Here is a 20,758-nt window from a genome sequence, read left to right as displayed (position 1 = left end):
GTTAAAAATATTAATTTAAAACTAAAAGAAATTTAAAAGGAGAATTTATGAATACCAACGAACCACAAGAGAGTGTCCAGATAAAAGATTTAAACAGAAAAACAAAAGTTAATCAAAGCGATCTTATTCCTATTGACGACATAGTAGAAGATACTTGTGCAATCACATATAAACATCTCCTAGAACAAATACAAAACGATACATTTTACAGCAGTGAATTTTCCTGCTTTAAAAAAGCAATAAAAGACGTAATTAGCCAGGAACTCTTAGAAAACAAAGAATATATAAAAAACATTTACATTAAGGTAATCTCAGAACTTTTAAAACTAAGCACGCCGCTTGAGAACATAGATTTTGATATTGTTTTTAGAAAAGTAAAATCTACGTTTATTTCAAGCTTAAAACATACAAACACGAAATTACCTTCAAATAAAATCTCAATTTACAACTCAGCAACAAAAGATCTTGAACTTATTCAATTTGAAATCTTTGTTGAAAGTTTAAAAGAAATTCTTGCAGAAAAATCTGAAATAAATCAACTCAAAAGTGACTTAATAAATTATTTACAAATAAACAATTTTAAAGATCAATTCAAAAACTCTTTTAAATTAATACCTAAACACACCTTTGATGTAAAAAGTGAACAAATTGTAAGTTGTTATAAAGACGGAATCCCACAAATTGTAGATATTCCTATTTGGTGGCAAGGAAAACCATATGGTTTTGGAGGAATGCACACAATAATTGATGACGGTGCAATATTAGAATTCCAATATAAAACCAAAGCTACAACTATTGTACTTAAAAATAAAAGCAGCACATCAATTGTAATAAACGAATCACACAAAGACAACTACATTTATTTAAAAATTGACGCAGAAATTAGGTATTCAAGCTCAACAGAAGATCACAATAAAAAATTTTACCTTAAATTTGAAAAAAGCTCTGCCAAAATACTAATAGCATCATTTTCTTCACAAAACATGCCTACACTTAGAACACCAATTTACAATGGTTGGTACTACGTTGGGGCAGGCAAACTAATCGAAGGTGAATTAATTCCAATACTAAACAAAGTATAAAAATAAATTAAAAGGAGATATTTATGGATACAATACTTATTTTTTTGTCAACAATTGACAATACAAAACTCATTATATTAGGGGGATTTATTGTACTGGCAATAATGCCAATGATTTTAGTAATAAACCCCCAGTTTAGAAAAAATTTAAACTCTCTTATAAAAAAACTCTTAAAAAATACAAATAAAAAGGAAATAGAATGAAAAGTAAAATAAATATCAACTCTGGCGTTGAAGCTTTAAATAATTTATATGACTTTCTAAAAAGTGGCGATTCTCCAACAGAAGTCAAGGTAGAAAAGGGAATATACTTAGGACTTAATCTTTACAATCTAATAATGAGCATCTACAAGGACACAATAAGCACTCTTGAGAAGGAAGAATCAATAAAAATATTAAATGACATTGAAAATGTTAATAATAAAATTACTCAACTTATATCAAGCATTAATGACGAGAGAGATGCAGGTATTATTGAACATTTGCGAGAAGAAAGAAACGAACTAATGACAATTAAAACCAAAACTCTCCAAGAACAAATAACAAAGTTCTCAAAAGATTTGCCAAACAGCACTACTAAAAAAGACCAAGTTTCAAAAGGAGATAAAATTGAAAATTAAAAATTTTGCTTTTTTGTTTTTATTAAACGCGCTTATAATCTTTTCATGCTCTACAATAGCAAGCCTCCCGGAAGAGCCAGCATACCCAAAAGAACCAACATTAAAGGCCTTAAGCTTATATGAAGCGCATCTTTCAAGCTATATTATGTACTTACAAACATTTCTTGTAAAAACTCAACAAAAAGTAAATAATAAAAATTATCCTGAGTTTAAACTTTTTGACACCAGTAAATTAGAAAAAGATCAAACTTTAAAATCAATCAAAACAAACATTGCTAATTTAAAAAATCACATCGACAAAATAAAACCAATTGCGCTGCAGATTTACAAAAAATACTCAAAAAATATACCTTAGGATCATTTAATTTTTCTTTTTCCCTAAAGTCCCAATTATGGGACTTTTTTTTTAAAAAAATAAAAAGTCTATGGTTAGTCTTTATATAATTTGAAATTTATTATCATTTCATTTTTTTTTAATTTTCTATTTGTTATTTATTGATCTTATACTATAATTATATTTGTATTAAGTTATATTAATATAATATAAAAAGGAGAATATATTATGAAAAAATATTTATTGGGAATAGGTCTAATATTAGCATTAATAGCATGTAAGCAAAATGTTAGCAGCCTTGATGAGAAAAACAGCGTTTCAGTAGATTTGCCTGGTGAAATGAAAGTTCTTGTAAGTAAAGAAAAAGACAAAGACGGTAAATACAGTCTAATGGCAACAATAGGCAAGCTTGAACTAAAAGGAACTTCTGATAAAAGCAATGGTTCTGGGGTGCTTGAAGGTGTAAAAGCTGACAAAAGTAAAGCAAAATTAACAATTGCTGAAGACCTAGGTCAAACTAAATTTGAAATTTTCAAAGAAGATGGCACAACATTAATGTCAAGAAAAGTAACCCTTAAAGACAAGTCATCAACAGAAGAAAAATTTGATGCAAAAGGTGCTGCCGTAACTGAAAAAGTAATAACAAGAAAAGACGGAACCAGACTTGAATACACAGAAATGAAAAGTGATGGAAGCGGAAAAGCTAAAGAAGTTTTAAAAAACTTTGCCCTTGAAGGAACTTTAGATACTGGTGGCAAAACAACATTAACAGTTAAACAAGACACTGTTACATTAACAAAAGAAATTGATAAAGATGGGAAAGTAAAAATCTCCTTAGATGATACTGCATCTAGTTCTAAAAAAACAGGCGCATGGGTTGACGCTACTAATACATTAACAATTTCTGCTAACAGTAAAAAAACTAAAGATCTTGTGTTCACAAAAGAAAACACAATAACAGTACAAAGCTACGACTCAGGAGGCACTACTTTAGAAGGCAAAGCAGTTGAAATTACAACACTTGAAAGCCTTAAGGATGCTTTAAAATAAGGAGAATTTATGAAACAATATTTACTAGGATTTACTTTAGTATTTGCTTTAATAGCCTGTGCACAAAAAGGTGCTAATCCAGAACAGGGGGGGGATGCAGCAGTTTCCGACGCTAACAAGGCAGAAGAAAATTCGAACAAAAATCTTCCTTCAAAAGCAGAAAACTTAGTAACTTTATTTAATGGTAGTAAAATTTTTGTAAGCAAAGAAAAAAATAAAGACGGTAAATATGAGTTGAAAGCAGTGATTGATACAGTTGAGATTAAAGGAGTTGCTGATAACGCTGATGGCACTGGAGGAGAGCTTGAAGAGGTAAAATCTGACAAAAGCAAAGTGAAAATGTCAATTAGCAAAGATGGAAATACAATAACTGTAGAAACACGCGATTCAAGCGATACAAAAGTTGCAAGCACAGTTTTTAAAAAGGAAGGGGCAATAACAATAGCATCCTACAAAGCTAGTAAAATAGACTCCAAAAAATTAACAAGATCAAACAAGACTACCCTTGAATATTCAAATATGACAAATGAGGAAAATGCTGGAAAAGCAGTAGAAACTCTAAAAAATGGTATTAAGTTTGAAGGAAGTCTAGTTGGCGGAAAAACAACATTAAAAATAACAGAAGGCACTGTTACATTAAAAAGAGAAATTGATAAAAGTGGGAAATTAACAATCTACTTAGATGATACTGCATCTAGTTCTAAAAAAACAGGCTCATGGAATGACACTACTAATACATTAACAATTTCTGCTGACGGCAAAAAAACTAAAGATCTTGTGTTCCTTGAAGATGGTACAATTACAGTGCAAAGCTACGACTCAGCATTAGGCACTACGCTTGAAGGCACAGCAACTGAAATTAAAAATCTTACTGAACTTACAAACGAATTAAAATAATAGATAAATAAACATCCTGCAAAGCATTAGCCAATGTGGGGTGTTTTATTACAACTTAAAAATTGAATTTATATTTTTCAATTTGTTACTTCTAGAAAAAGTCTCTTAGGGGGCTTTTTCTCTTTTAAAAAAGAGAATAAACATACTATACAAATCAGACCATTTAAGCCTTTAAAATCAAAATAAAAAGCTTTAATAAAACTAAATGCATAGCCAAAAATTAAGAAAACTAATGGGGCTAATTCCTTCACTCAAGCTTAACTCTTGAATGAAGGATAAATAAAAAATAATCTAAATTCTTAATAAAATTAAACCCATCGCTAATAAGCTCACTATTTTAAATAAAAATTAACACGTAAAAATAATTTACTCTTAATATAAGTTAAATACCTATATTATTTTATTACAAAAACTTACTTTTGTAAAGCATCTTTAACAAATATAAATTAAATATACTTTTTTTATCTTTTTTATATAAAAATACTTTACTTTTTTAAGAAACTGTACTATTAATTAATTTAGAATTAAAGAAATTACTTATATTAGGAGTATAAAATTGAAAAAATCAAAACAAAAATCACTAAACACTACAAAAAGGGTAAAAAAAACTACAAGAAACTTTCAACATAATTTAATTGTATTAATCTCCACTCTTAATTTTATAAACTTAAACTTTAAAAAATACACACAAAAAAACATACTTTATTTTCTAAATAAAAACCTTGAAAGAAATAAACAAAGCCCAATAAAACTCAAAACACTACAAAACTATTTATACAAACTAGAAAAAAAATTTAAAGTCACACTAAACTACTGCAAACATTTAGGAAAAAATTCTGGAAGTGAAACTTACTATAAACTTAAATATAAAAAAGAAAAATGTTATTCAATAATTAACACATACTTCAAGGAAAAAACAAATAATAAAATTAATGAATTTATGCAAAGAATAAAAACTTTTAATCAAATAAATGGGAGTGTTAAATGGGAGTGTACTAGTAATACTAATAATAAATATAAAGAATATAGAAATATACACAAAAATCCTAAAAAAACAACAAATAATGAAATATTAAAAAAATATTTAAGTAAATGTAATTTCAAAACCCAAATTCCAGCTCTAATAATGGATTTAGAAACCACAAATAAGATTAAAATATACCACTTAAGAAATCTAAAGCATATTGAAAATGAGCTCAAAGAAATAGATCCTCAAAAAATAGAAAAACACTTGTCAAACAAAATAAAAGAAAATAAAAATAATCCGGGATACTTATGTAAATTTTTCAAAAACAATGGATACAAAAAGCTAATAAATAAGATAAAAGAAACGAATAACAAAAATAAAAAAGAAATTCTAAAAAAAATACTTAAAGAAAAAATCAAAGAATTAGAAACTGAAAAATATAAAAAAGAAGATCTTGAAAAATTTTTTAGCAAAACATATGAAATTTATAAAATAAAGCCACATTTTATAATAGAACAAAAAAAGTACCCCGATTTAGAAAAATTGGTTAAAAGGGCAAAAGAAGAAATTCCTAAAATACAAGACAAAATGATAAAACTAAAAAGTATAAAAAACAACATTTTTAGTATATTATTAGAACAGTTAAGGCATAAAGTAGACAATGATAAACTAATTCCTACTTTAAAAAAATTCATTGAGAATGAGCCTGATCTTAAATATAGCAAGGTATTTGATAATTCCTACTATAATAATTTAATTAAAATAGTGAGCTTAAAAGAAAATGTATAGTTTAGCTCTACTATTAAGGAAAAAGGAAAAAAATGACGGCTTTACTTGAACGATTAAAGCAAAAACAAAAAGAATTAAAATTAAACACAGACAATAAACAAAAAATAAAAAAAGGGAAAAAGACTAATGTCTTTTCTAAGATTGAGGAGGTTAAAGGAAGAAGAATATATCACACTAAAATATTTAATGACTTTTATACATTTGGAATAAGCAAAAATGAACCTACAAAATTTTTCATTTCTTTGAGAGGGATTTTTAATATAGAAGAAATAAGCATGTTTCATTTATTCTCTTTAAGAGAAGATGATAAATTTATAGGAATTTCTTATGGAATAAGAAAGCTTGATAAAGCTTTTATTGTAAAGAATTTTAATAAAAAAGAAACCTATACTCTTAGAAAATGTGAATATATCGAATTTAAGTTTAAAAAAGGATCTGTTTTTTGTTATTTAAATGGCCTTCATATTTTACTTAAAAAAGACAGGACCAATAGCCCTTATTATAATACGCTTTTAAATATTATTTTAGAATTAGAAACTGAACTCTACACTTTTTATAATAAAGAATTGTCAAAAGGGGGAATTATTCCTGAATGGATAAAAAAAAGACAAAAGTAATAACAGTAGCAAGCATAAAAGGAGGTGTTGGTAAAAGTACAACAAGTTTAATTTTTGCCACATTGCTTTCAGTCAAATGTAAGGTTCTTTTAATAGATATTGACACGCAAGCTTCAACAACGAGCTATTTTTTTAATAAAATCAAAGATAATAATGTAAATTTAATAAATAAAAATATATACGAGGTATTAATATCAAATTTACACATAGATAATGCGCTAATAAAGATCAATAAAAATTTAGATTTAATTCCAAGCTATTTAACATTACATAAATTTAATTCAGAATCTATTCCTTATAAAGAATTTAAATTAAAAGAACAATTAAAGTTACTAAGCAAGCATTACGATTATATAATACTTGACACCAATCCTAGTTTAGATTTTACCTTAACAAATGCTCTTGTATGTAGTAATTATATAATAATACCAATAACAGCAGAGAAATGGGCAGTTGAAAGTTTAGATTTGTTTTCTTTTTTTATGAATAAGTTATTATTAACATTGCCAATGTATTTAATTAATACTAAATTTAAAAAAAATAATACACATAAAGAACTTTTAAAGGTTTTAAAGAAAAATAGTAATTTTTTAGGGACAATCTCTGAAAGAGAAGATTTAAATAAAAGGATAGCAAAAAACGATATATTTGATTTGACGAAGGATTACATAATAGAGTACCAAAACACGCTTAATGTATTTTTAAGTAAATCCGGTTACGTACACTAAGTGTACTCGATTGTAAAGGAGGAGCACAAGTGGATATAAAGATAAATAAAAGAAATTTATCTGAGAGTGTTAGAGAAGAAGAACAAGCGCTTATTCATTATAACAAGCTTAAAGAAAAGTTAAACATCAATTTTCAAAAAGAAATTTATTGTAAGCTAGAGGCAATGAAGGTTTTAAAAGAAATTAAAGATAAAGAATATTATAAGCTTGATAACTATTCTAGTTTTGATGATTTTGCAAAAGACTATAGACTTGCTAGAACTCAAACATATAAGTATCTTAAAATTGCAACAGCAATAGAAAAGGGTTTAATTGAAGAAAAGTATGTAGTTAAAAACGGGATCAACGAGACAATTTGTTTGATTAAAACAAAAGAAAGTTCTAGTTTTAAAAAATCTAACCAAAACCCAATAAAACCACTAAGATTTCAGCTTAAAAAGGAAGAATCTTATTCTTTTTATAAAAAAAATGCTAAGCTTACGAGCTTTCTTTTAGAAAAAATTTTTTTTGAGGAAAAAGATTTTTTATTAAAAATAATTGAAGAATTTAAAGCTTCAAGAAACAAACAAAAATGAAATATTTATTTGCAAAACTTAAAAAGTTAGTGTATACTGTATAGGTACAGACTGACACGCAATGTGTCGCTCTTAATATAAGGACCTGTTACCTTAAAGGGTTTATTGGAGATTCTTCGGAAAGAAATTCCAATAAACCCTTTAATTTTTGATTTAAATTATTTTTTTTGTAAGAGGAATTTTAGAAAAATTTAGAAAAGTATTTACAAAACATATTTTTTTTTATACTATAATATTAGAAAAAACTTATATTAGGGGTTAAGATGAAAGGGCTTAATAAGATTAAAAGGAAAGAATGCTACAAGTTTTTAATTAAAGCTTTTGCCATTAAAAGCAATTTTTTGATTGACTTGGTTTTAGCAATATTAAAGATTGTTCTTAAACTAAATATTTTCTTATTGGGCTTTTAGATTCTAAATTGGGATTTATTATTATTACCTAGATCCTTAAAATGTACAAAAAAATATTAGATTTTTAATGTTTGAGAGATTTTAAGGGCATGTCTTAATAAAAAGATCCCAAATGTGTGTTCCTTATAAGCAAAAATGGAGCAGGCATGTTTACTTATTTAAAAATTATATTTAAAAATTGTTTATTTTAAAATATATGAAAAACAAATTGCAATTACAATTGCAATTTGTTTTAAGTCTTTTGTTCGAATATGATCAAATGAAAAGTATTAAAATCCATATTTTTAGTGACTTGATTAATGGAGTTTGAGAAATTTTATTTTAAATAATAAACATTTTTGCAATTTAAAGTTTTAGGAGAATTAAAAAATGTTTATTGAGAAAATATTACAAAGCAATGAAGAGCTGTTTAAAGACATTCAAAAGTCTGGATGTTATTTTTTATCTTTGCATTATTGGATATTTATCTTGACGGGTTTTGATTTTAAAGCAAAAGATATTAATTTAAATTATCAGCGGTTTTTAAAATTGGGTTACATTAGAAATAATTGTTATATTTTAAATCCATGTAAAATTCTTAGTTGTTATAAAATCTTTTCTAAGGTTAGATATGAAAGTTCTCTTTATTTACCTGTGGCTGGCAAAGAATTTGAAATAACAGCTATTAAGTTGAAAGGCCAAGATTTTGTTCATTTTGTTGCAATGGATAACAATAAGATGCTTTACGACAGTCTTAATTTAAAGTCTAAAGGAAAAAAATTTGAAATAATATCAAAAAGAGTATTTAATTATTTTGTTTTAAAAGTGTAATGTTTGCCAAATTACATTAGCCTAATAAGGCCAAGCAACCCAAAACTGGTTTTAAGTTGCTTGGTACATTGTTTTAATTAGGTATAAAAATGTTTATTTAGTTTTAGCAGTAGCAGCAGCGGCACTATTTTCCTTTTTTTTCTTAAGAGCCTCTTTATTTTTCTTATTAACATTTTGTAATTTTTTGCTCATTTCTTCTGCAATTGTAATCACCCCTTCAGCTGTGGTTGCAGGAGTTTTTTCAGCTGCCTTTGAGACTGTTGCCGTCATGGCTTGTATTCCAATTTCTTCTAGCGTCTTTGAGACATCAACCATTAAATCATACATTGCCGAGAATGTACCACTACCGCTTCCTTTAAGCTTTAAAGCCTCTTCTTTTATTGCTGTTACGAATCCTTCTGCCACCTCAGTAGCTTTTATTTTCGCTTCAAGTATGAATTCAGGGCTTCCTGAGACCTTACTACCTGTTTGTTTATTTGTAAAAGCATCAAAATTCACACCTTTGCCTTTAGCAGCAGCTTTAAGTTTATCTATTTCATCTTTAATTTTTTTAACTGATGATTCTAATCTAATTTTAGTTTCTCCTGTTAAACCACATGCTGTAAACAGGCTAGCAAATAAAGTTAGTTTAAGTAAAATTTTATTATATTTATTCATATGATATCCTCTTTTTTTGATTTTAAGTTTAAATAAAAGCAGTAAATAAATATTAAATTGTAAATATTAGGACTAGCTAAAATTTTATTTTTAGTCAATTCTTTAGCTAATTCTAATTACAATATTAGATTTATTTTTTATTCTTGCTTTTATTTATTTTTTTATCCCCATCGTCAAGTTTTTGTCTTTTCTTGACGCCTTCTAGTTTATTTTCTATTTTAGCTTTAACCTCAACCAATCTGTCAGCTGTGTTTACAGGGCTACATTCAGCTTCCTCTAAAATATAGGTTTTTACGCCTTTTATTCCAATTGCATCTAATGACGCTGTAACTTCAAGCATTAAGTTAAACATAGCCAAGAATTGACTGCTATTCCCATGTCCTTTAAGCTTTAAAGCTTCTTCTTCTATTATCTTGAGGAACTTTTTTACTTCGCCAATGGCTTGTACTTTTGCTTCTCTTAAAGCCAATCCCCCAGATGTCACTTTAGAGCCGGTTGCAGTATCTGTAAAAGCTACAAAATTTACACCTTTTTTGGCAGCTTCTTCTTTTATTTGTGAAATTTTGCTTTTTACATCTGCAGAAGACGATTCAAGCACTGCCTTTACTTTTCCTGTTAATCCAAAATTACAGGCTACAAACAGAACAATAAACAAAGATACAATTATTAAATTAAATTTTTTCATTTTGTTACCTCCATACTAAAAGAGTAATTAATTTTAAATCTAAATTTTAGCCCATTTTATTGGAAATAAAATAAAATAAGTTAGTCAATAAAGCTAGCATAATTTTTGAATTTTCACCGAATTTTAAAATTTTTATTTTTAATACCCGATTATTTTGAGTTTTATTGGGGTACATAAATTTGTTTTATGTAAATATAGCAATAATATTATTTGGAAGCTATAAGCTAGCTTTTGATCTTAAGATTCAATACCAGTTTGTCAAAGTTTTGTAAATTGGTTATTTTATAAATTAGATTAAAGATCTAAATTCTTTTAGATCTTAAAAGCAAAAGAGAAGCCATGCTCCCGCAATTTATTGGCTTCTCTTTTGACTATTTTGACTATTTTGACTACTTACTCTTAAGGAGAAGAAGTAGCAGGTTTAGAAGGCATAACAGCATCTTTTAAACCTTTAAAAAATGCTTCTGTTTTGTGTGCTCCAGAAACTATTTTATTTTTTCCTTTAATTATTATGTCTAGTAAACTTTCATTAGATGTATTGTTACCGGCAGCTTCTATTAATTTTTTTAATGCTTCATTTTGTTCGGTAACAACTATTTCTCTGATTTTTGTTTCCTGATCTTTGGTAAATCCCTTGCTGTCCATATTACAGGATAAAATTAGTGCTGGTAGCAAAACATATTTTACTTTAAACATTTCTTTCTCCTTTACCATTTATTAATTTTGTTCTATTTAAAAATATATCTCTTTAAATTAATTATTCACAATAAAAAACATTTAATTTTTCTTGAGTTTTTAAAAAAACTTAATTAAAATAAAATAATGATATTTAAAAATAGAAAAGAAGAATATATTTTTTTATTTAAAAAAGGTTTAGAAGATTTAGATATTGCTCAAATTTTAGGTGTTGGTGAATCTTTTGTAGCAAAAGCGCGAAACAAATACTTTAAATCTAATGATTCTGGTTGTAAAAAGACCCCTTTTCCTATGGACTTAGCAGTAGAAAATATTTCTAGAACATCTTTTAATGAGGATAATTTAAATCAATTAGTACTAATTGCCACAAAAAAGGCTTTTGATTTAGAAAATGCCAAAAACGAGACTGAAAGATTATTTTACGAGATAGCTTGTTCTTTTATTGATTCTCATTGTAGATATAAAAATCTCAGTTTAAAATCAATAAAAAAAGATATATTAATCTTAGATTTAAAAATTAGCAAGCTTCAACTCAAGATTGACAGCAACAAAAAAAGAGGTTACAAGGGAAATGAAAGCCTTGAAATAGAGCTTGCTGCTAAAATTAAAGAAAGAGAAGATCTTGAAAAAAAGCTTATTAATATTTGTATGAGAGAAGATTATGATATTCTTGTTAAGCTTAAATCGGTTTTAAGTAGTAAGAATTTAAAATTGGAGTAAAATTTGAAATTCTTAAAATCTTTAATATTTCTTAATCTTCAAAAAAAGTTTAAAAATAGGTTGAATATTAACATTTTAGATTATATTAAGCCAAAGTCAACTAATATTTGTTTTGAAGATTTTGAAAACAAATATTTAACCACTAAGCAAAAGGAAGTGCTTTTTGACATAGAAAGTCATGATTATTCAAAAGTAATACTTAGTGGTGGGATTGCAAGTGGTAAGACGTTTTTAGCCTCATATTTGCTTGTTAAAAAACTTATTGAAAACAAATCTTTTTATGAGCGAGATACTAATAATTTTATTATAGGCAATTCTATTGGTTTGTTAATGACAAATACCATGAGGCAAATAGAAAAGATTTGTGGGTTTTTAGGGATTGATTATCAGAAAAAGAAAAGTGGACAATCTTTTTGTAAAATAGCAGGGCTTGAGCTTAATATTTATGGTGGTAAAAACAGAGATGCTTTTTCTAAGATTCGAGGAGGCAATAGTGCTATAATTTATGTAAATGAAGCAACCGTAATACATAAAGAAACTTTGCTTGAGGTAATAAAAAGACTTAGAAAAGGTAAAGCAATTATTATTTTTGATACAAATCCTGAAAGTCCAGCTCATTTTTTTAAAACAGATTATATTGAGAATAAAGACGTTTTTAAAACATATAATTTTACAACCTATGACAACCCTTTAAATTCAGCAGATTTTATTTCAACTCAAGAAAAGCTTTACAAACATTTTCCCGCATATAAGGCTCGTGTGCTTTATGGGGAGTGGATTTTAAATGAATCTTCATTGTTTAATGAGATAATTTTTAATCAAGATTATGAATTTAAAAGCCCAATAATGTACATTGATCCTGCATTCTCAGTAGGTGGAGACAATACAGCTATTTGTGTTTTAGAGCGCGCTTTTGAGAAATTTTATGTATATATTTATCAGGACCAAAAACCAGTAAGTGATAGCTTAATGCTTGGCTCTATTCAAGTTTTAATAGAGAATTTTAATGTAAATACTGTTTATATTGAGGAAAGAGATAGTACTAAAGGAGATGGAATTTTAACTAAAACAATTCTTTTTCTAAGAAATAAGAGTATTAACTATTTTAAAGTTGCGCCAATAAAACCCTTGAGCAATAAATTCAAAAGAATATGTGCTTTAATTCCTTTGTTTGAAAGCCGGAAAATAGAGTTTTTAAAAATAATAAGTAAAAATGTAGTAGCTGATATTTACAACTACAAAGGAGACGGCAAAACAAAAGATGATGCACTTGATTCTCTTGCAAACGCTTATCTTCTTTTAACATTAAATTATAAGGAAAAATTATTTCATTTTGGTAAGTTTAAATATTTATAATTTAATCTAAGTTTTTAGTTATTAATTTAATTTTTTGATTAAACTTTATTTTAAAATTTTTTATTTCTTGTGTTAATCTTGATTAAGATTTGCCTTGCTTTAAGCCAAGTTGAGATTTAATAAATTTAAAGCAATTGAGATGTTTTTAATAAATTTAATTTTTTATAAATAATAAAAAGGCCAAGATTCAATCTCTTAAAAGTTTTGAAAAATTATTTTTTTAATTTAATTTTTTGTGAAATTTTATGGATATGGTTTATAATTGAATTTTTATAAATTTTTATTTTAAAGGAATTGCAATGATAAACAGATTTTTTTATGTATTTCTTTTCATCTTTAATTTTTCTGTTTAGCTTTAATGCCTTTTAGGAGATGAAGAGAAAAAAAAATTAGAGGGTAATAATGGAATAAAATTAGATTTTACAGACTAATAAAGGTTAAAAGCCTTAAATACTACTAAAGGCCAGCTTGGTGGTGATGCTGAAAAAATAGCTAGAGTTGATAAATATTTTAAGCAATTTGGCGATTATAAAAGAGATGCTATTTTGTAGTTATTTTCGTCTGGATTTGAATATATAAAATTTAAAGAAGCAGAACTTTAAGAATCAGAAAATAAAAGTGCTAATTTAGTAGATGCTTAAAAAAGTGATTTTGAATCTAGGCTTAAATAGTTTAATTACACAAAAAAGGATTTTGAAAAATTAGTATACGAATTGAATACGCTTATTGACTCTAAATGTCTGTGTAGCGGAATTTATTTAATTTTAAGAAATTTTGAACAAGTTTATTGTAAAAATGTATTATTTAAGAATTTTTAAATAATAAAAGACCATTCAGGGCTTTATCTATTCAAATGTATTTCAAGGAGAGAGAAATATGAGAATAGCCTTTTTTCTTTTTTTTTTAATATTGCTTTTTGGTTGTAGTTCTGTTAATAAACAGAGCAATAAAGATTTATTGTCCCACAATAAGAAGAGGACCTCTAATTATAACAGAGAGTATTATCAGAAGAATAGGGAAAAACTTAAATTAAGAGCTAGAGAGCGATATCGTAGAAACAGAAGGACTTAAATTAAATAGATAGGTAAATATAAAAAATTAATCTTTTTAAAAATTTAAAGTAATTTTAATATTAAGTAATATATTTAAGTTGATTGGTGGATTTATGTAAAAGATGTATGTTTATCAGCTATTTAAAATATTTTGTAGTTTTTGAAATAAATTAAATTTTAATTAGGAGAATATACATGAAGAGATATATTTATGTGTATATATTAGGAATATTTGTAAGTTCTTGTTATTTAAATGATTTTTCTAGTAGTATGAATAAAGGTAACCTTAATAAATATGATTTAAATTTTACTAAACTTTCTTTAGCCGAAAGGGAAAGCGCTATTTTAAAAATTCAAAGAAAATTTAAAAGTCTTACTGATAAAATAAGTTCTAGAATCTCTAATTATAATGAGATTAAAGTTAGCAATTTCTTTAGCGAATCTAGCGAACAAAAAATTAATCTTTTAAACAAAATATTGGAGATTTTAAAAATACAGTATGGCTTAATGGAAAAAAGTAGCAATAGCTTAAGCAGGCTTAGTGTGTTAAGTGGCGGCAATTATGCTGTTCTTGATCCACAGCCAGAATTACGGCTTTTAAATCAAAAATATTCAGATATAGATGAAAAATTAAGAGAAATATGTAATTACATTCTTAGTAACAGTATTGACTTTGACAAGGTTTTAAAGGATTTAGCTCTTTTAAAAGAGAGTTCTTTATCACTAATGCAAAAATAATCTTTAATTTAGTATTATTATGTCTTTAAAGGATTCTTTTTTTTAAAAAAAAGAGAAGATTTATAAAAATAAATTTTATTAATTTATATTTTTTAAAAAAAGTTTTTTAAAAATAGAGTCATTTTCCGACTCTATTTTTAAAAAAAATCATTTATTCTTCTAAAGGTTTTATATCTGATAAGGCAAATCTTTCTGAGCTGTTTGTGCTCCACCCCGTCCATTTATCATTTCTGAAAAGATAGTTTCCCGCAACGCTGTATAATGGGATTATTGGATAATCAATTTCAATGATTATTTCTTCAGCCTTTTTAAATAGTTCTAATCTTATTTTTTCATTCGGTTCAATCTCAGATTTTAATATCAGTTCGTCAAAGTCTGGATTTGAATATCCATAAGATGAAAGATGTGCGTTTTTAGTTTCAAATATATTAAAGAATGCCATGGGATCTAAATAATCTCCTTGCCAGGACCTTACTGAGATCTCATACTGTCCTTTTAGAATGTTTGATATGTGATTATTCCATGTGTCAGGTTCAATTTCTACATCAATATTTAAGACTTTTTTCCATTGGCTTTGAATAAAACTGGCAACTTCTTTTTCAAGGTCGTTTTTATTGTATTTTATTGTAAGAATTGGAAATCCTTTCCCGTCCGGATATCCAGCTTCGGTTAAAAGTTTTTCTGCTTTTCGCGGGTTGTATAGTTTTAATTTTTTCCCGTAATTATAATTGTTAATATTAGGACTTACTTTTCTTGTTGCTTTAAAGTTATTATCAAGCACTCTGTAGGCCAATGTTTCTCTGTCAACCGCAAGAGTCAATGCTTCTCTTACTTTTTTATTGTTAAGAGGTTTAATGTTTGTGTTTAATGATAAAAGCCCAATTTGATTAATGTCAGTTGAATAAAAGTCTTCTCTTAAGATAAGCTCATTAATAAGGTTTAAGGGGATGCTGTTAAAAATAGCGTCTATTTCGTCATGCTCATACATGCTGTAAATTCTGCGGGCGTCGTTTACAGTAACAAATGTAAGCTCGTTAATAGCAACGTTTTTAGCATCATAAAAATATTTATTCTTCTCAAGGGATATTTCTTCGTTTAAAGTTCTTCTTTTTAGTTTAAAAGGCCCGCTTGTAACCATATTTTCTGGGCTTGTCCATTTATTTCCAAACTTTTTAACAACGTGAGTAGGGATAGGTATAAATATCGGGTTTGTAAGCATATCAAGAAAATATATTGTTGGTTGAGAAAGAGTTATTTCTAAAGTTTTTTCATTAATTACCCTTATTCCAACTTCTTCTGCATTTAATTTTGTTGTGTGGAATTCTTTTGCATTTTTTATTTTTGATGTTAATAAGTTAATGCCCGGTATATTCGCTTCAGTTTCTAAGGCTAGTATGTATGAGTTTTTAATGGTGTCTGCCGTTATTTTAACACCATCGCTCCAATAAATGTCATCTCTTAAATGGAATATATAGCAAGTGTTGTCCTGGGAAATTTCCCAATTTTTAGCAAGTCCGGGTCTGTATCCGCCCGTTTTAGGGTCACCTCTTAAAAGCCCAATAAATAGCTCATTTATAATTAAATTGCTCAATTTGTCACTGCAAAATTGTGGATCAAGCGATGTTGGTTCGTTTCCAATTCCAATTCCAAAGACAAGATCGTCTTTTGCTTTAGAAATTGTGCAAGAGATTATAACTATAATGAGCATCACCAAAAGTAATAATTTTTTTGTTTTCATATCATTTTTCCTTTTTTTATTTTCAATAAATAATTTAATTTATAGCAAAAAATATTTCAATATATTATTTAAAATAAATTGTATGCTTTTATTAAATACCTTAAAAGGCGTATTGCTTTTTGTTTGTTTAAGTTTACAGTTTAATTAAAATGAAATTGAAGCTTTATTGAAGCTTTAAATAAAAAGCAAGAAGTATTCTTTATTAAAAAAAATATGAAAAACATACGGTTTAAAGATGTGCTTTAGAGTATGAAAAGTTTTAATAAAAAAATAGTCGAAAAAATAATTAAAACAGGCTACTTAGTAAAACTAAAAAGTTTAAAATGTATTAATTTTATTATTGGGTTTAAAACTACAAATAGGGCCCTAAAGCCCTATTTGTAGTTTTAAAGAAGTTTTCAATGAATTGTTGATTTATAACAATAAACAAGTATATATCTCTCTTTTATTTTTTCAAATAAAATCTTAACCTTTATTTGGAGTTTTAAGGTCTTTTTGAGCTTATATTTTTTATTTTTAAAAAGTAAAGAAAAAAAATAAAATTGATTTTTTATATTCCTTGAGAATGATAGAAAATGAACTATAATGGCGACTTATTTTATGGGAGGTTTTAATGGGAAGGATAAGTATTTTATTGATGCTATTGTCAGTATTTTCTTGTAAACAGTATGGCGATGTTAAGGCACTAAAAGAAATTGCTTTTGAGGATGACAATTTTTCTGTTGGTAGCGATATTGCAGCGTTTAAAGATCTAATTATTGAGAAAGAGCTCGCTTTAACATCAGAAGAGTCTAAAAGATTACAGTCTTTAAAAGACTTTTTAAAAACCGCAATAGAGGCTAATGGTAGAGAGGAAGAAAATGTAAAAGATGAGTATGACAAATCTTATAAAGAATTTTTTGATTGGCTTTCTAAGGATATTAACAAGCAGAAAGAGTTTATAGATTCTTTTAGCAAAATTTTTGGCATTGTAGCTAAAGCAGTGGACGCAAGTAGACGAAGTTCTCGCGACAATCAACAATCTTTAGGCTTTGAAGAATATGTTTGTTATAAAATTAAAATAAGCAAAGGCGAGGCTTTAAGTTTATTTTTCCAAAAAGTAGCTGATGCATTTGGTCCTGATGGATATAAAAAGAAAGATGATAATAATAGTAGCCAAAAACCTGAGAAATGCAATGAAGAAATTTTTAAAGCAATTAAGAGAGTCTTTACTGAGGGCAATAATAATAATGAATTAGAAGATCTAAAAAGTTATGGGAAAGTTTAACATTTGGGTTATTATTCCTTATAAGGCAAGTTCTAGCTAGAACTTGCCTTATTGTTTTTTCAACGGCTTTTAAATGGCCATTAAATAGTATATCTTTTTATTGGGTTATGGGTGATAATAGTAACGAGAAGATCAATTTTCAGGATTTTAAATGTAATAATATTGAATTTGCCCAAGAGTTGTCAACTCAAGTTATTGAGTCTTCCTTAGCAATAGAGGCTAATTTAAATAAAATTTTAAATACAAAAAATTTACAAGATGCTTATTTAAAGGCCCAAAAGTCAAAATCAAAACTTGTTTCTACTATTAATCTGGCTAAAAAACTAAACAACCATTTACTCTTAGAGTGCGATAAAATTCCTTTTGATTTTGATATTCCTGTAACATTTAGCATTGTTGATAAAATTTTAAAATTATTTTATTGGACAATAGTTAATTTTGATTCTCATACAGTAAATGAAATTGAATCAATAGGGCTTAAAGAGATTGATTTTTTATATAAAGGAGAAGAAGGAATAAGATCAGCAGAAGAAGAGATTAGTAGCATTAAAAATTTCAAGGAAAAAGAATTTCTTTGCCAGCTACTTTTAGTTATTAAGTTTACATTTCAAGCAGACAAGGCCTTAATGAAAGCAATCAGAGCATCTCTTTTAGCGACATCTTTTATTGCTCAACGGGGAATAGAAGGCAAACAGATTTTATTTTTTTATATTTAGATTTAATTCTAGTATTAATTTGATTTTTAAGCGTTGAATATTAAAAAGGCAGAGAAATGAATCTCTACCTTTTTTAATATTTATTGGGATTGGATAAAGTATTAATTTAATATTCTTTTTAATGTTATTTTATAATGTTTATTTTAAACAATGTGTGTAACAGCAATTATGAATAATTTTGTAAATTTTACTTATATTCTTAAGTTAATATTAGCATAAATATTTTAAAACGTATTAATTTTTTATAAAATTTTAAATGAATCCTAGTATTTAAATTTTATAAATCATTATTATTTGATATTTATTATTAAATAATAATGATTTGCATAAAAAAATGTTTTTGATATAATAATGTATAATGATATTTAAAAAAATGATTAATGAATTTAAAATGGAAATAAAAAATAATAAATCCCAAATCAATCCTATTGATGTTTACCGGTATTCAATTTTTTTTAGAAATTACATAGAAAGTACAGCAGAAGACGCACTTAAAAATGGAATTAATTTAAGCTTACTTGAAACTTCTTGTTTAACAAAAGGCAAAGAGTTTCTTTTAAGTTTAAAGGTAGAATTAAAAGAGGCTCTTCTTGAAGCAATGATAAGCTATAGATTTAATGGAGCAGGGTATATTTTAATAAAACCTAAAGGCGAGAATGAAGATTTAAGCAAAAAGGTTAACAGCGAATTACCCACAGGCTTTAAATATTTAGATTTTCAAAAAATTATTAACAAAAGAGAATCTGATTACATAGAGTATCTCTCAAGCTCAAAAGACTTAAATAGTGTTAACCAAAAGGCAAGGGTTTTAAAAATAGATAAAAGCAGAGTAATAGTTTATGAAAATTATGATTATGTTTTAGGCTCACACGAGCCTGCTTATACGCAAAGTTTACTTCTTAATATTTGCCTTTTAGAACAAATTTATTTAGAGATAGAAAAAAGAATAAGAAATTATAATTTTTTGTTTTACAAAGACGAACATTTAGTAGGACTTGTTGAATCTTTAGAGCTTGCAAAAGAAGAAATTAGCGTTTTAACAAACAATAAGGGCAAAATATTTTCTACTTTTTTTAAAGGTCAAGAGCCAAACAAAAGTTTATCAGCATTAAGTAGTGTTTCTAGTAAGCTTAGTAGAGAGCTTAGCAAAATTAAAAGTACTCTAAACAATGATGGAATTTTTTATACTGCATCGGAGAATGCACGCATTGAGGTAATAAAATATGACTTAGAGTTTTTAAAGGATGCATTTGAACTTGTTAAGGCTAAAATTGGCGCTGATACTAAAGAACCTCTTACTAGAAGTTTTAATGAACAAGTCAAAGGACTTGGTAGTAGTGGCAAGGGAGACAAAAGTAATTATTACGACTATTTAAAAGGCGTACAAGAATCTGTTGCTAATGCTTGTAATCTTAAGCTTAACAAATATTACAGATTAAATTTAAAGTTTAATGAGCTTGAAGTTTTAAGCTATGAGCAAAGACTTGAGAGAGATAATTTGCTTCTTAATGTTTATTCTAAGTATTTAGAGTTAATTAAAAATGAAAATCTAAGTCACAAGGCAAGAGAAAATTTAAAAGAACAATTAAGTTTGGTTATTTAAAAGGAGTAATTATGGAAAAAATGGATTTGAGTGTAGATTACAAAACTAAAAACGACCAAGAAGATTTTAAAAAGCCAAGTACAAACAGTGAAGCTTTGAGCAATGATTTGATTCAGGAGTTTTTAGAATATAAAAATCTTAAAAGTGCTAATAATAATTCAGTCAATTTTTCTCACAATGATCTAAGAGAATCTGTTGAGATAAATAAACTTGCAAATGATAATTTAAGCTCTGAGTATAATACAGAGAATCTTTTAGCAAAAGGATTTTCTTTTAAAGAGGTTGTAAAAGGCCAAGCCGAAGAGCTTATTAGAAAATATGTAAAAGCAACTCAAATCTTGGCAATAGCTGGAACTAACAATCTTGATGAGATTGATTCATCTTCTCGTGCAATACTAATAAGAGTCGCAAAGACCAATATTGATCAGAATAAAAATGAAGAAAATTCATACAAAATAATAAATTTTGAAAAAATAAAATCAAATCAAGAAAATAATTTAAGAAACAAAAACGCTTTCTTTAGTACATATAGCGATTTAAGAAAAGCAATGCTTAGTGAATGGGAAGAGATTAAGCGAGAATTTTATTGTAATAAAAAAGTATTAGCTTAAAAATTTGTAATTTAAGCTAATAATAAAAAATTAATTTAAAA

At 26.7% G+C, this 20,758-nt stretch carries 22 protein-coding genes; 18 read left to right on the top strand and 4 right to left on the bottom strand.

Features of this window, described 5'->3' with window-relative positions; translation table 11 throughout:
* Nucleotides 1-47 precede the first annotated feature (47 nt).
* From DB318_RS04655 to DB318_RS04605, 11 genes are all read left to right on the top strand, one after another.
* Nucleotides 48-1,082, top strand: a complete 1,035-nt coding sequence (locus tag DB318_RS04655; protein WP_151060752.1) for a DUF685 domain-containing protein — start codon at nt 48-50, stop codon at nt 1,080-1,082.
* 23 nt (nt 1,083-1,105) lie between these two features.
* Complete coding sequence (locus DB318_RS04650) at nt 1,106-1,285, top strand: BlyA family holin (RefSeq protein WP_151060751.1); 180 nt, start codon at nt 1,106-1,108, stop codon at nt 1,283-1,285.
* The gene (locus DB318_RS04645; RefSeq protein WP_151060750.1) at nt 1,282-1,701 is read left to right on the top strand and encodes a BlyB family putative holin accessory protein; all 420 of its coding nucleotides are present in this window, start codon (nt 1,282-1,284) and stop codon (nt 1,699-1,701) included. The genes DB318_RS04650 and DB318_RS04645 overlap by 4 nt, the downstream gene beginning before the upstream one ends.
* Nucleotides 1,691-2,056: a BBA14 family lipoprotein gene (locus tag DB318_RS04640; RefSeq protein ID WP_151060749.1), complete on the top strand. Its 366-nt coding sequence runs from the start codon at nt 1,691-1,693 to the stop codon at nt 2,054-2,056. Before DB318_RS04645 ends, DB318_RS04640 begins: the two co-directional genes overlap by 11 nt.
* Nucleotides 2,057-2,263: 207 nt before the next feature.
* Nucleotides 2,264-3,085, top strand: coding sequence for an outer surface lipoprotein OspA (gene ospA / locus DB318_RS04635; RefSeq protein ID WP_151060748.1), 822 nt, complete (start codon nt 2,264-2,266; stop codon nt 3,083-3,085).
* 9 nt (nt 3,086-3,094) lie between these two features.
* Nucleotides 3,095-3,982, top strand: a complete 888-nt coding sequence (locus tag DB318_RS04630) for a cell surface protein (RefSeq protein WP_151060747.1) — start codon at nt 3,095-3,097, stop codon at nt 3,980-3,982.
* 556 nt (nt 3,983-4,538) lie between these two features.
* Nucleotides 4,539-5,738: a plasmid maintenance protein gene (locus tag DB318_RS04625; protein ID WP_151060746.1), complete on the top strand. Its 1,200-nt coding sequence runs from the start codon at nt 4,539-4,541 to the stop codon at nt 5,736-5,738.
* Nucleotides 5,739-5,770: 32 nt separating this feature from the next.
* Nucleotides 5,771-6,355 (top strand): DUF226 domain-containing protein, encoded by a 585-nt coding sequence (locus DB318_RS04620; protein WP_151060745.1) that lies wholly within the window; start codon nt 5,771-5,773, stop codon nt 6,353-6,355.
* Nucleotides 6,331-7,083 (top strand): ParA family protein, encoded by a 753-nt coding sequence (locus DB318_RS04615; protein WP_151060744.1) that lies wholly within the window; start codon nt 6,331-6,333, stop codon nt 7,081-7,083. The genes DB318_RS04620 and DB318_RS04615 overlap by 25 nt, the downstream gene beginning before the upstream one ends.
* 29 nt (nt 7,084-7,112) lie before the next feature.
* Complete coding sequence (locus DB318_RS04610) at nt 7,113-7,658, top strand: chromosome replication/partitioning protein (RefSeq protein WP_151060743.1); 546 nt, start codon at nt 7,113-7,115, stop codon at nt 7,656-7,658.
* A 779-nt stretch (nt 7,659-8,437) separates the two neighbouring features.
* Nucleotides 8,438-8,878, top strand: a complete 441-nt coding sequence (locus tag DB318_RS04605; protein ID WP_151060742.1) for a DUF261 domain-containing protein — start codon at nt 8,438-8,440, stop codon at nt 8,876-8,878.
* A 93-nt stretch (nt 8,879-8,971) separates the two neighbouring features.
* Here DB318_RS04605 and dbpA read toward each other — a convergent pair whose 3' ends face one another.
* The 3 genes from dbpA to DB318_RS04590 all read right to left on the bottom strand — a co-directional run bounded on the left by dbpA (nt 8,972) and on the right by DB318_RS04590 (nt 10,916).
* The gene (gene dbpA, locus DB318_RS04600; protein ID WP_151074373.1) at nt 8,972-9,535 is read right to left on the bottom strand and encodes a decorin-binding protein DbpA; all 564 of its coding nucleotides are present in this window, start codon (nt 9,533-9,535) and stop codon (nt 8,972-8,974) included.
* Nucleotides 9,536-9,665: 130 nt separating this feature from the next.
* A complete protein-coding gene (dbpB, locus tag DB318_RS04595) occupies nt 9,666-10,220 on the bottom strand; it encodes a decorin-binding protein DbpB (protein ID WP_151060740.1) in 555 nt (184 codons plus the stop codon).
* A gap of 399 nt (nt 10,221-10,619) precedes the next feature.
* Nucleotides 10,620-10,916: a hypothetical protein gene (locus DB318_RS04590; RefSeq protein WP_151060739.1), complete on the bottom strand. Its 297-nt coding sequence runs from the start codon at nt 10,914-10,916 to the stop codon at nt 10,620-10,622.
* 126 nt (nt 10,917-11,042) lie between these two features.
* Between DB318_RS04590 and DB318_RS04585 the strand changes: the two genes are divergently transcribed.
* The 3 genes from DB318_RS04585 (at nt 11,043) to DB318_RS04575 (ending at nt 14,782) form a co-directional block, all read left to right on the top strand.
* A complete protein-coding gene (locus DB318_RS04585) occupies nt 11,043-11,636 on the top strand; it encodes a DUF603 domain-containing protein (protein WP_151060738.1) in 594 nt (197 codons plus the stop codon).
* A 3-nt stretch (nt 11,637-11,639) separates the two neighbouring features.
* Nucleotides 11,640-12,992, top strand: coding sequence for a PBSX family phage terminase large subunit (locus DB318_RS04580; RefSeq protein WP_151060737.1), 1,353 nt, complete (start codon nt 11,640-11,642; stop codon nt 12,990-12,992).
* Between the two features lie 1,247 nt (nt 12,993-14,239).
* Nucleotides 14,240-14,782, top strand: a complete 543-nt coding sequence (locus DB318_RS04575) for a hypothetical protein (protein WP_151060735.1) — start codon at nt 14,240-14,242, stop codon at nt 14,780-14,782.
* Between the two features lie 151 nt (nt 14,783-14,933).
* Here DB318_RS04575 and DB318_RS04570 read toward each other — a convergent pair whose 3' ends face one another.
* Nucleotides 14,934-16,520 (bottom strand): peptide ABC transporter substrate-binding protein, encoded by a 1,587-nt coding sequence (locus DB318_RS04570; protein ID WP_151073828.1) that lies wholly within the window; start codon nt 16,518-16,520, stop codon nt 14,934-14,936.
* Nucleotides 16,521-17,133: 613 nt separating this feature from the next.
* On the opposite strand from DB318_RS04570, the gene DB318_RS04565 reads away from it, so the two are divergent.
* The 4 genes from DB318_RS04565 (at nt 17,134) to DB318_RS04550 (ending at nt 20,717) form a co-directional block, all read left to right on the top strand.
* Nucleotides 17,134-17,787: an Mlp family lipoprotein gene (locus DB318_RS04565; protein ID WP_151074372.1), complete on the top strand. Its 654-nt coding sequence runs from the start codon at nt 17,134-17,136 to the stop codon at nt 17,785-17,787.
* A gap of 107 nt (nt 17,788-17,894) precedes the next feature.
* On the top strand, nt 17,895-18,503 hold the full coding sequence (locus DB318_RS04560; protein WP_151060732.1) for a hypothetical protein: 609 nt from the start codon (nt 17,895-17,897) through the stop codon (nt 18,501-18,503).
* Between the two features lie 358 nt (nt 18,504-18,861).
* Nucleotides 18,862-20,106: an anti-CBASS protein Acb1 family protein gene (locus DB318_RS04555; RefSeq protein WP_236840933.1), complete on the top strand. Its 1,245-nt coding sequence runs from the start codon at nt 18,862-18,864 to the stop codon at nt 20,104-20,106.
* An 11-nt stretch (nt 20,107-20,117) separates the two neighbouring features.
* Nucleotides 20,118-20,717 carry a DUF1357 family protein gene (locus DB318_RS04550; RefSeq protein WP_151073827.1) on the top strand — a complete coding sequence of 200 codons (600 nt, stop codon included), beginning with the start codon at nt 20,118-20,120 and terminating at the stop codon, nt 20,715-20,717.
* The last annotated feature ends 41 nt before the right edge of the window (nt 20,718-20,758 follow it).

Origin of the sequence: [Borrelia] turdi (assembly GCF_008828755.2) — a bacterium.
GTDB lineage: Bacteria > Spirochaetota > Spirochaetia > Borreliales > Borreliaceae > Borreliella > Borreliella turdi.
The sequence above is the reverse complement of the archived record's forward strand: the minus strand, read 5'-3'. Positions and strand labels throughout refer to the sequence as shown.

What these genes read in the sequence shown, in the direction of transcription:
- DB318_RS04550 (WP_151073827.1), top strand. Translation starts at nt 20,118, where the DNA reads ATGGAAAAAATGGATTTGAGTGTAGATTACAAAACTAAAAACGACCAA.
- DB318_RS04655 (WP_151060752.1), top strand. Translation starts at nt 48, where the DNA reads ATGAATACCAACGAACCACAAGAGAGTGTCCAGATAAAAGATTTAAAC.
- DB318_RS04605 (WP_151060742.1), top strand. Translation starts at nt 8,438, where the DNA reads ATGTTTATTGAGAAAATATTACAAAGCAATGAAGAGCTGTTTAAAGAC.
- DB318_RS04645 (WP_151060750.1), top strand. Translation starts at nt 1,282, where the DNA reads ATGAAAAGTAAAATAAATATCAACTCTGGCGTTGAAGCTTTAAATAAT.
- DB318_RS04585 (WP_151060738.1), top strand. Translation starts at nt 11,043, where the DNA reads ATGATATTTAAAAATAGAAAAGAAGAATATATTTTTTTATTTAAAAAA.
- DB318_RS04560 (WP_151060732.1), top strand. Translation starts at nt 17,895, where the DNA reads ATGGGTGATAATAGTAACGAGAAGATCAATTTTCAGGATTTTAAATGT.
- DB318_RS04590 (WP_151060739.1), bottom strand. Translation starts at nt 10,916, where the DNA reads ATGTTTAAAGTAAAATATGTTTTGCTACCAGCACTAATTTTATCCTGT.
- DB318_RS04575 (WP_151060735.1), top strand. Translation starts at nt 14,240, where the DNA reads ATGAAGAGATATATTTATGTGTATATATTAGGAATATTTGTAAGTTCT.
- DB318_RS04620 (WP_151060745.1), top strand. Translation starts at nt 5,771, where the DNA reads ATGACGGCTTTACTTGAACGATTAAAGCAAAAACAAAAAGAATTAAAA.
- DB318_RS04615 (WP_151060744.1), top strand. Translation starts at nt 6,331, where the DNA reads ATGGATAAAAAAAAGACAAAAGTAATAACAGTAGCAAGCATAAAAGGA.
- dbpA (WP_151074373.1), bottom strand. Translation starts at nt 9,535, where the DNA reads ATGAATAAATATAATAAAATTTTACTTAAACTAACTTTATTTGCTAGC.
- DB318_RS04630 (WP_151060747.1), top strand. Translation starts at nt 3,095, where the DNA reads ATGAAACAATATTTACTAGGATTTACTTTAGTATTTGCTTTAATAGCC.
- DB318_RS04570 (WP_151073828.1), bottom strand. Translation starts at nt 16,520, where the DNA reads ATGAAAACAAAAAAATTATTACTTTTGGTGATGCTCATTATAGTTATA.
- dbpB (WP_151060740.1), bottom strand. Translation starts at nt 10,220, where the DNA reads ATGAAAAAATTTAATTTAATAATTGTATCTTTGTTTATTGTTCTGTTT.
- DB318_RS04565 (WP_151074372.1), top strand. Translation starts at nt 17,134, where the DNA reads ATGGGAAGGATAAGTATTTTATTGATGCTATTGTCAGTATTTTCTTGT.
- ospA (WP_151060748.1), top strand. Translation starts at nt 2,264, where the DNA reads ATGAAAAAATATTTATTGGGAATAGGTCTAATATTAGCATTAATAGCA.
- DB318_RS04650 (WP_151060751.1), top strand. Translation starts at nt 1,106, where the DNA reads ATGGATACAATACTTATTTTTTTGTCAACAATTGACAATACAAAACTC.
- DB318_RS04555 (WP_236840933.1), top strand. Translation starts at nt 18,862, where the DNA reads ATGATATTTAAAAAAATGATTAATGAATTTAAAATGGAAATAAAAAAT.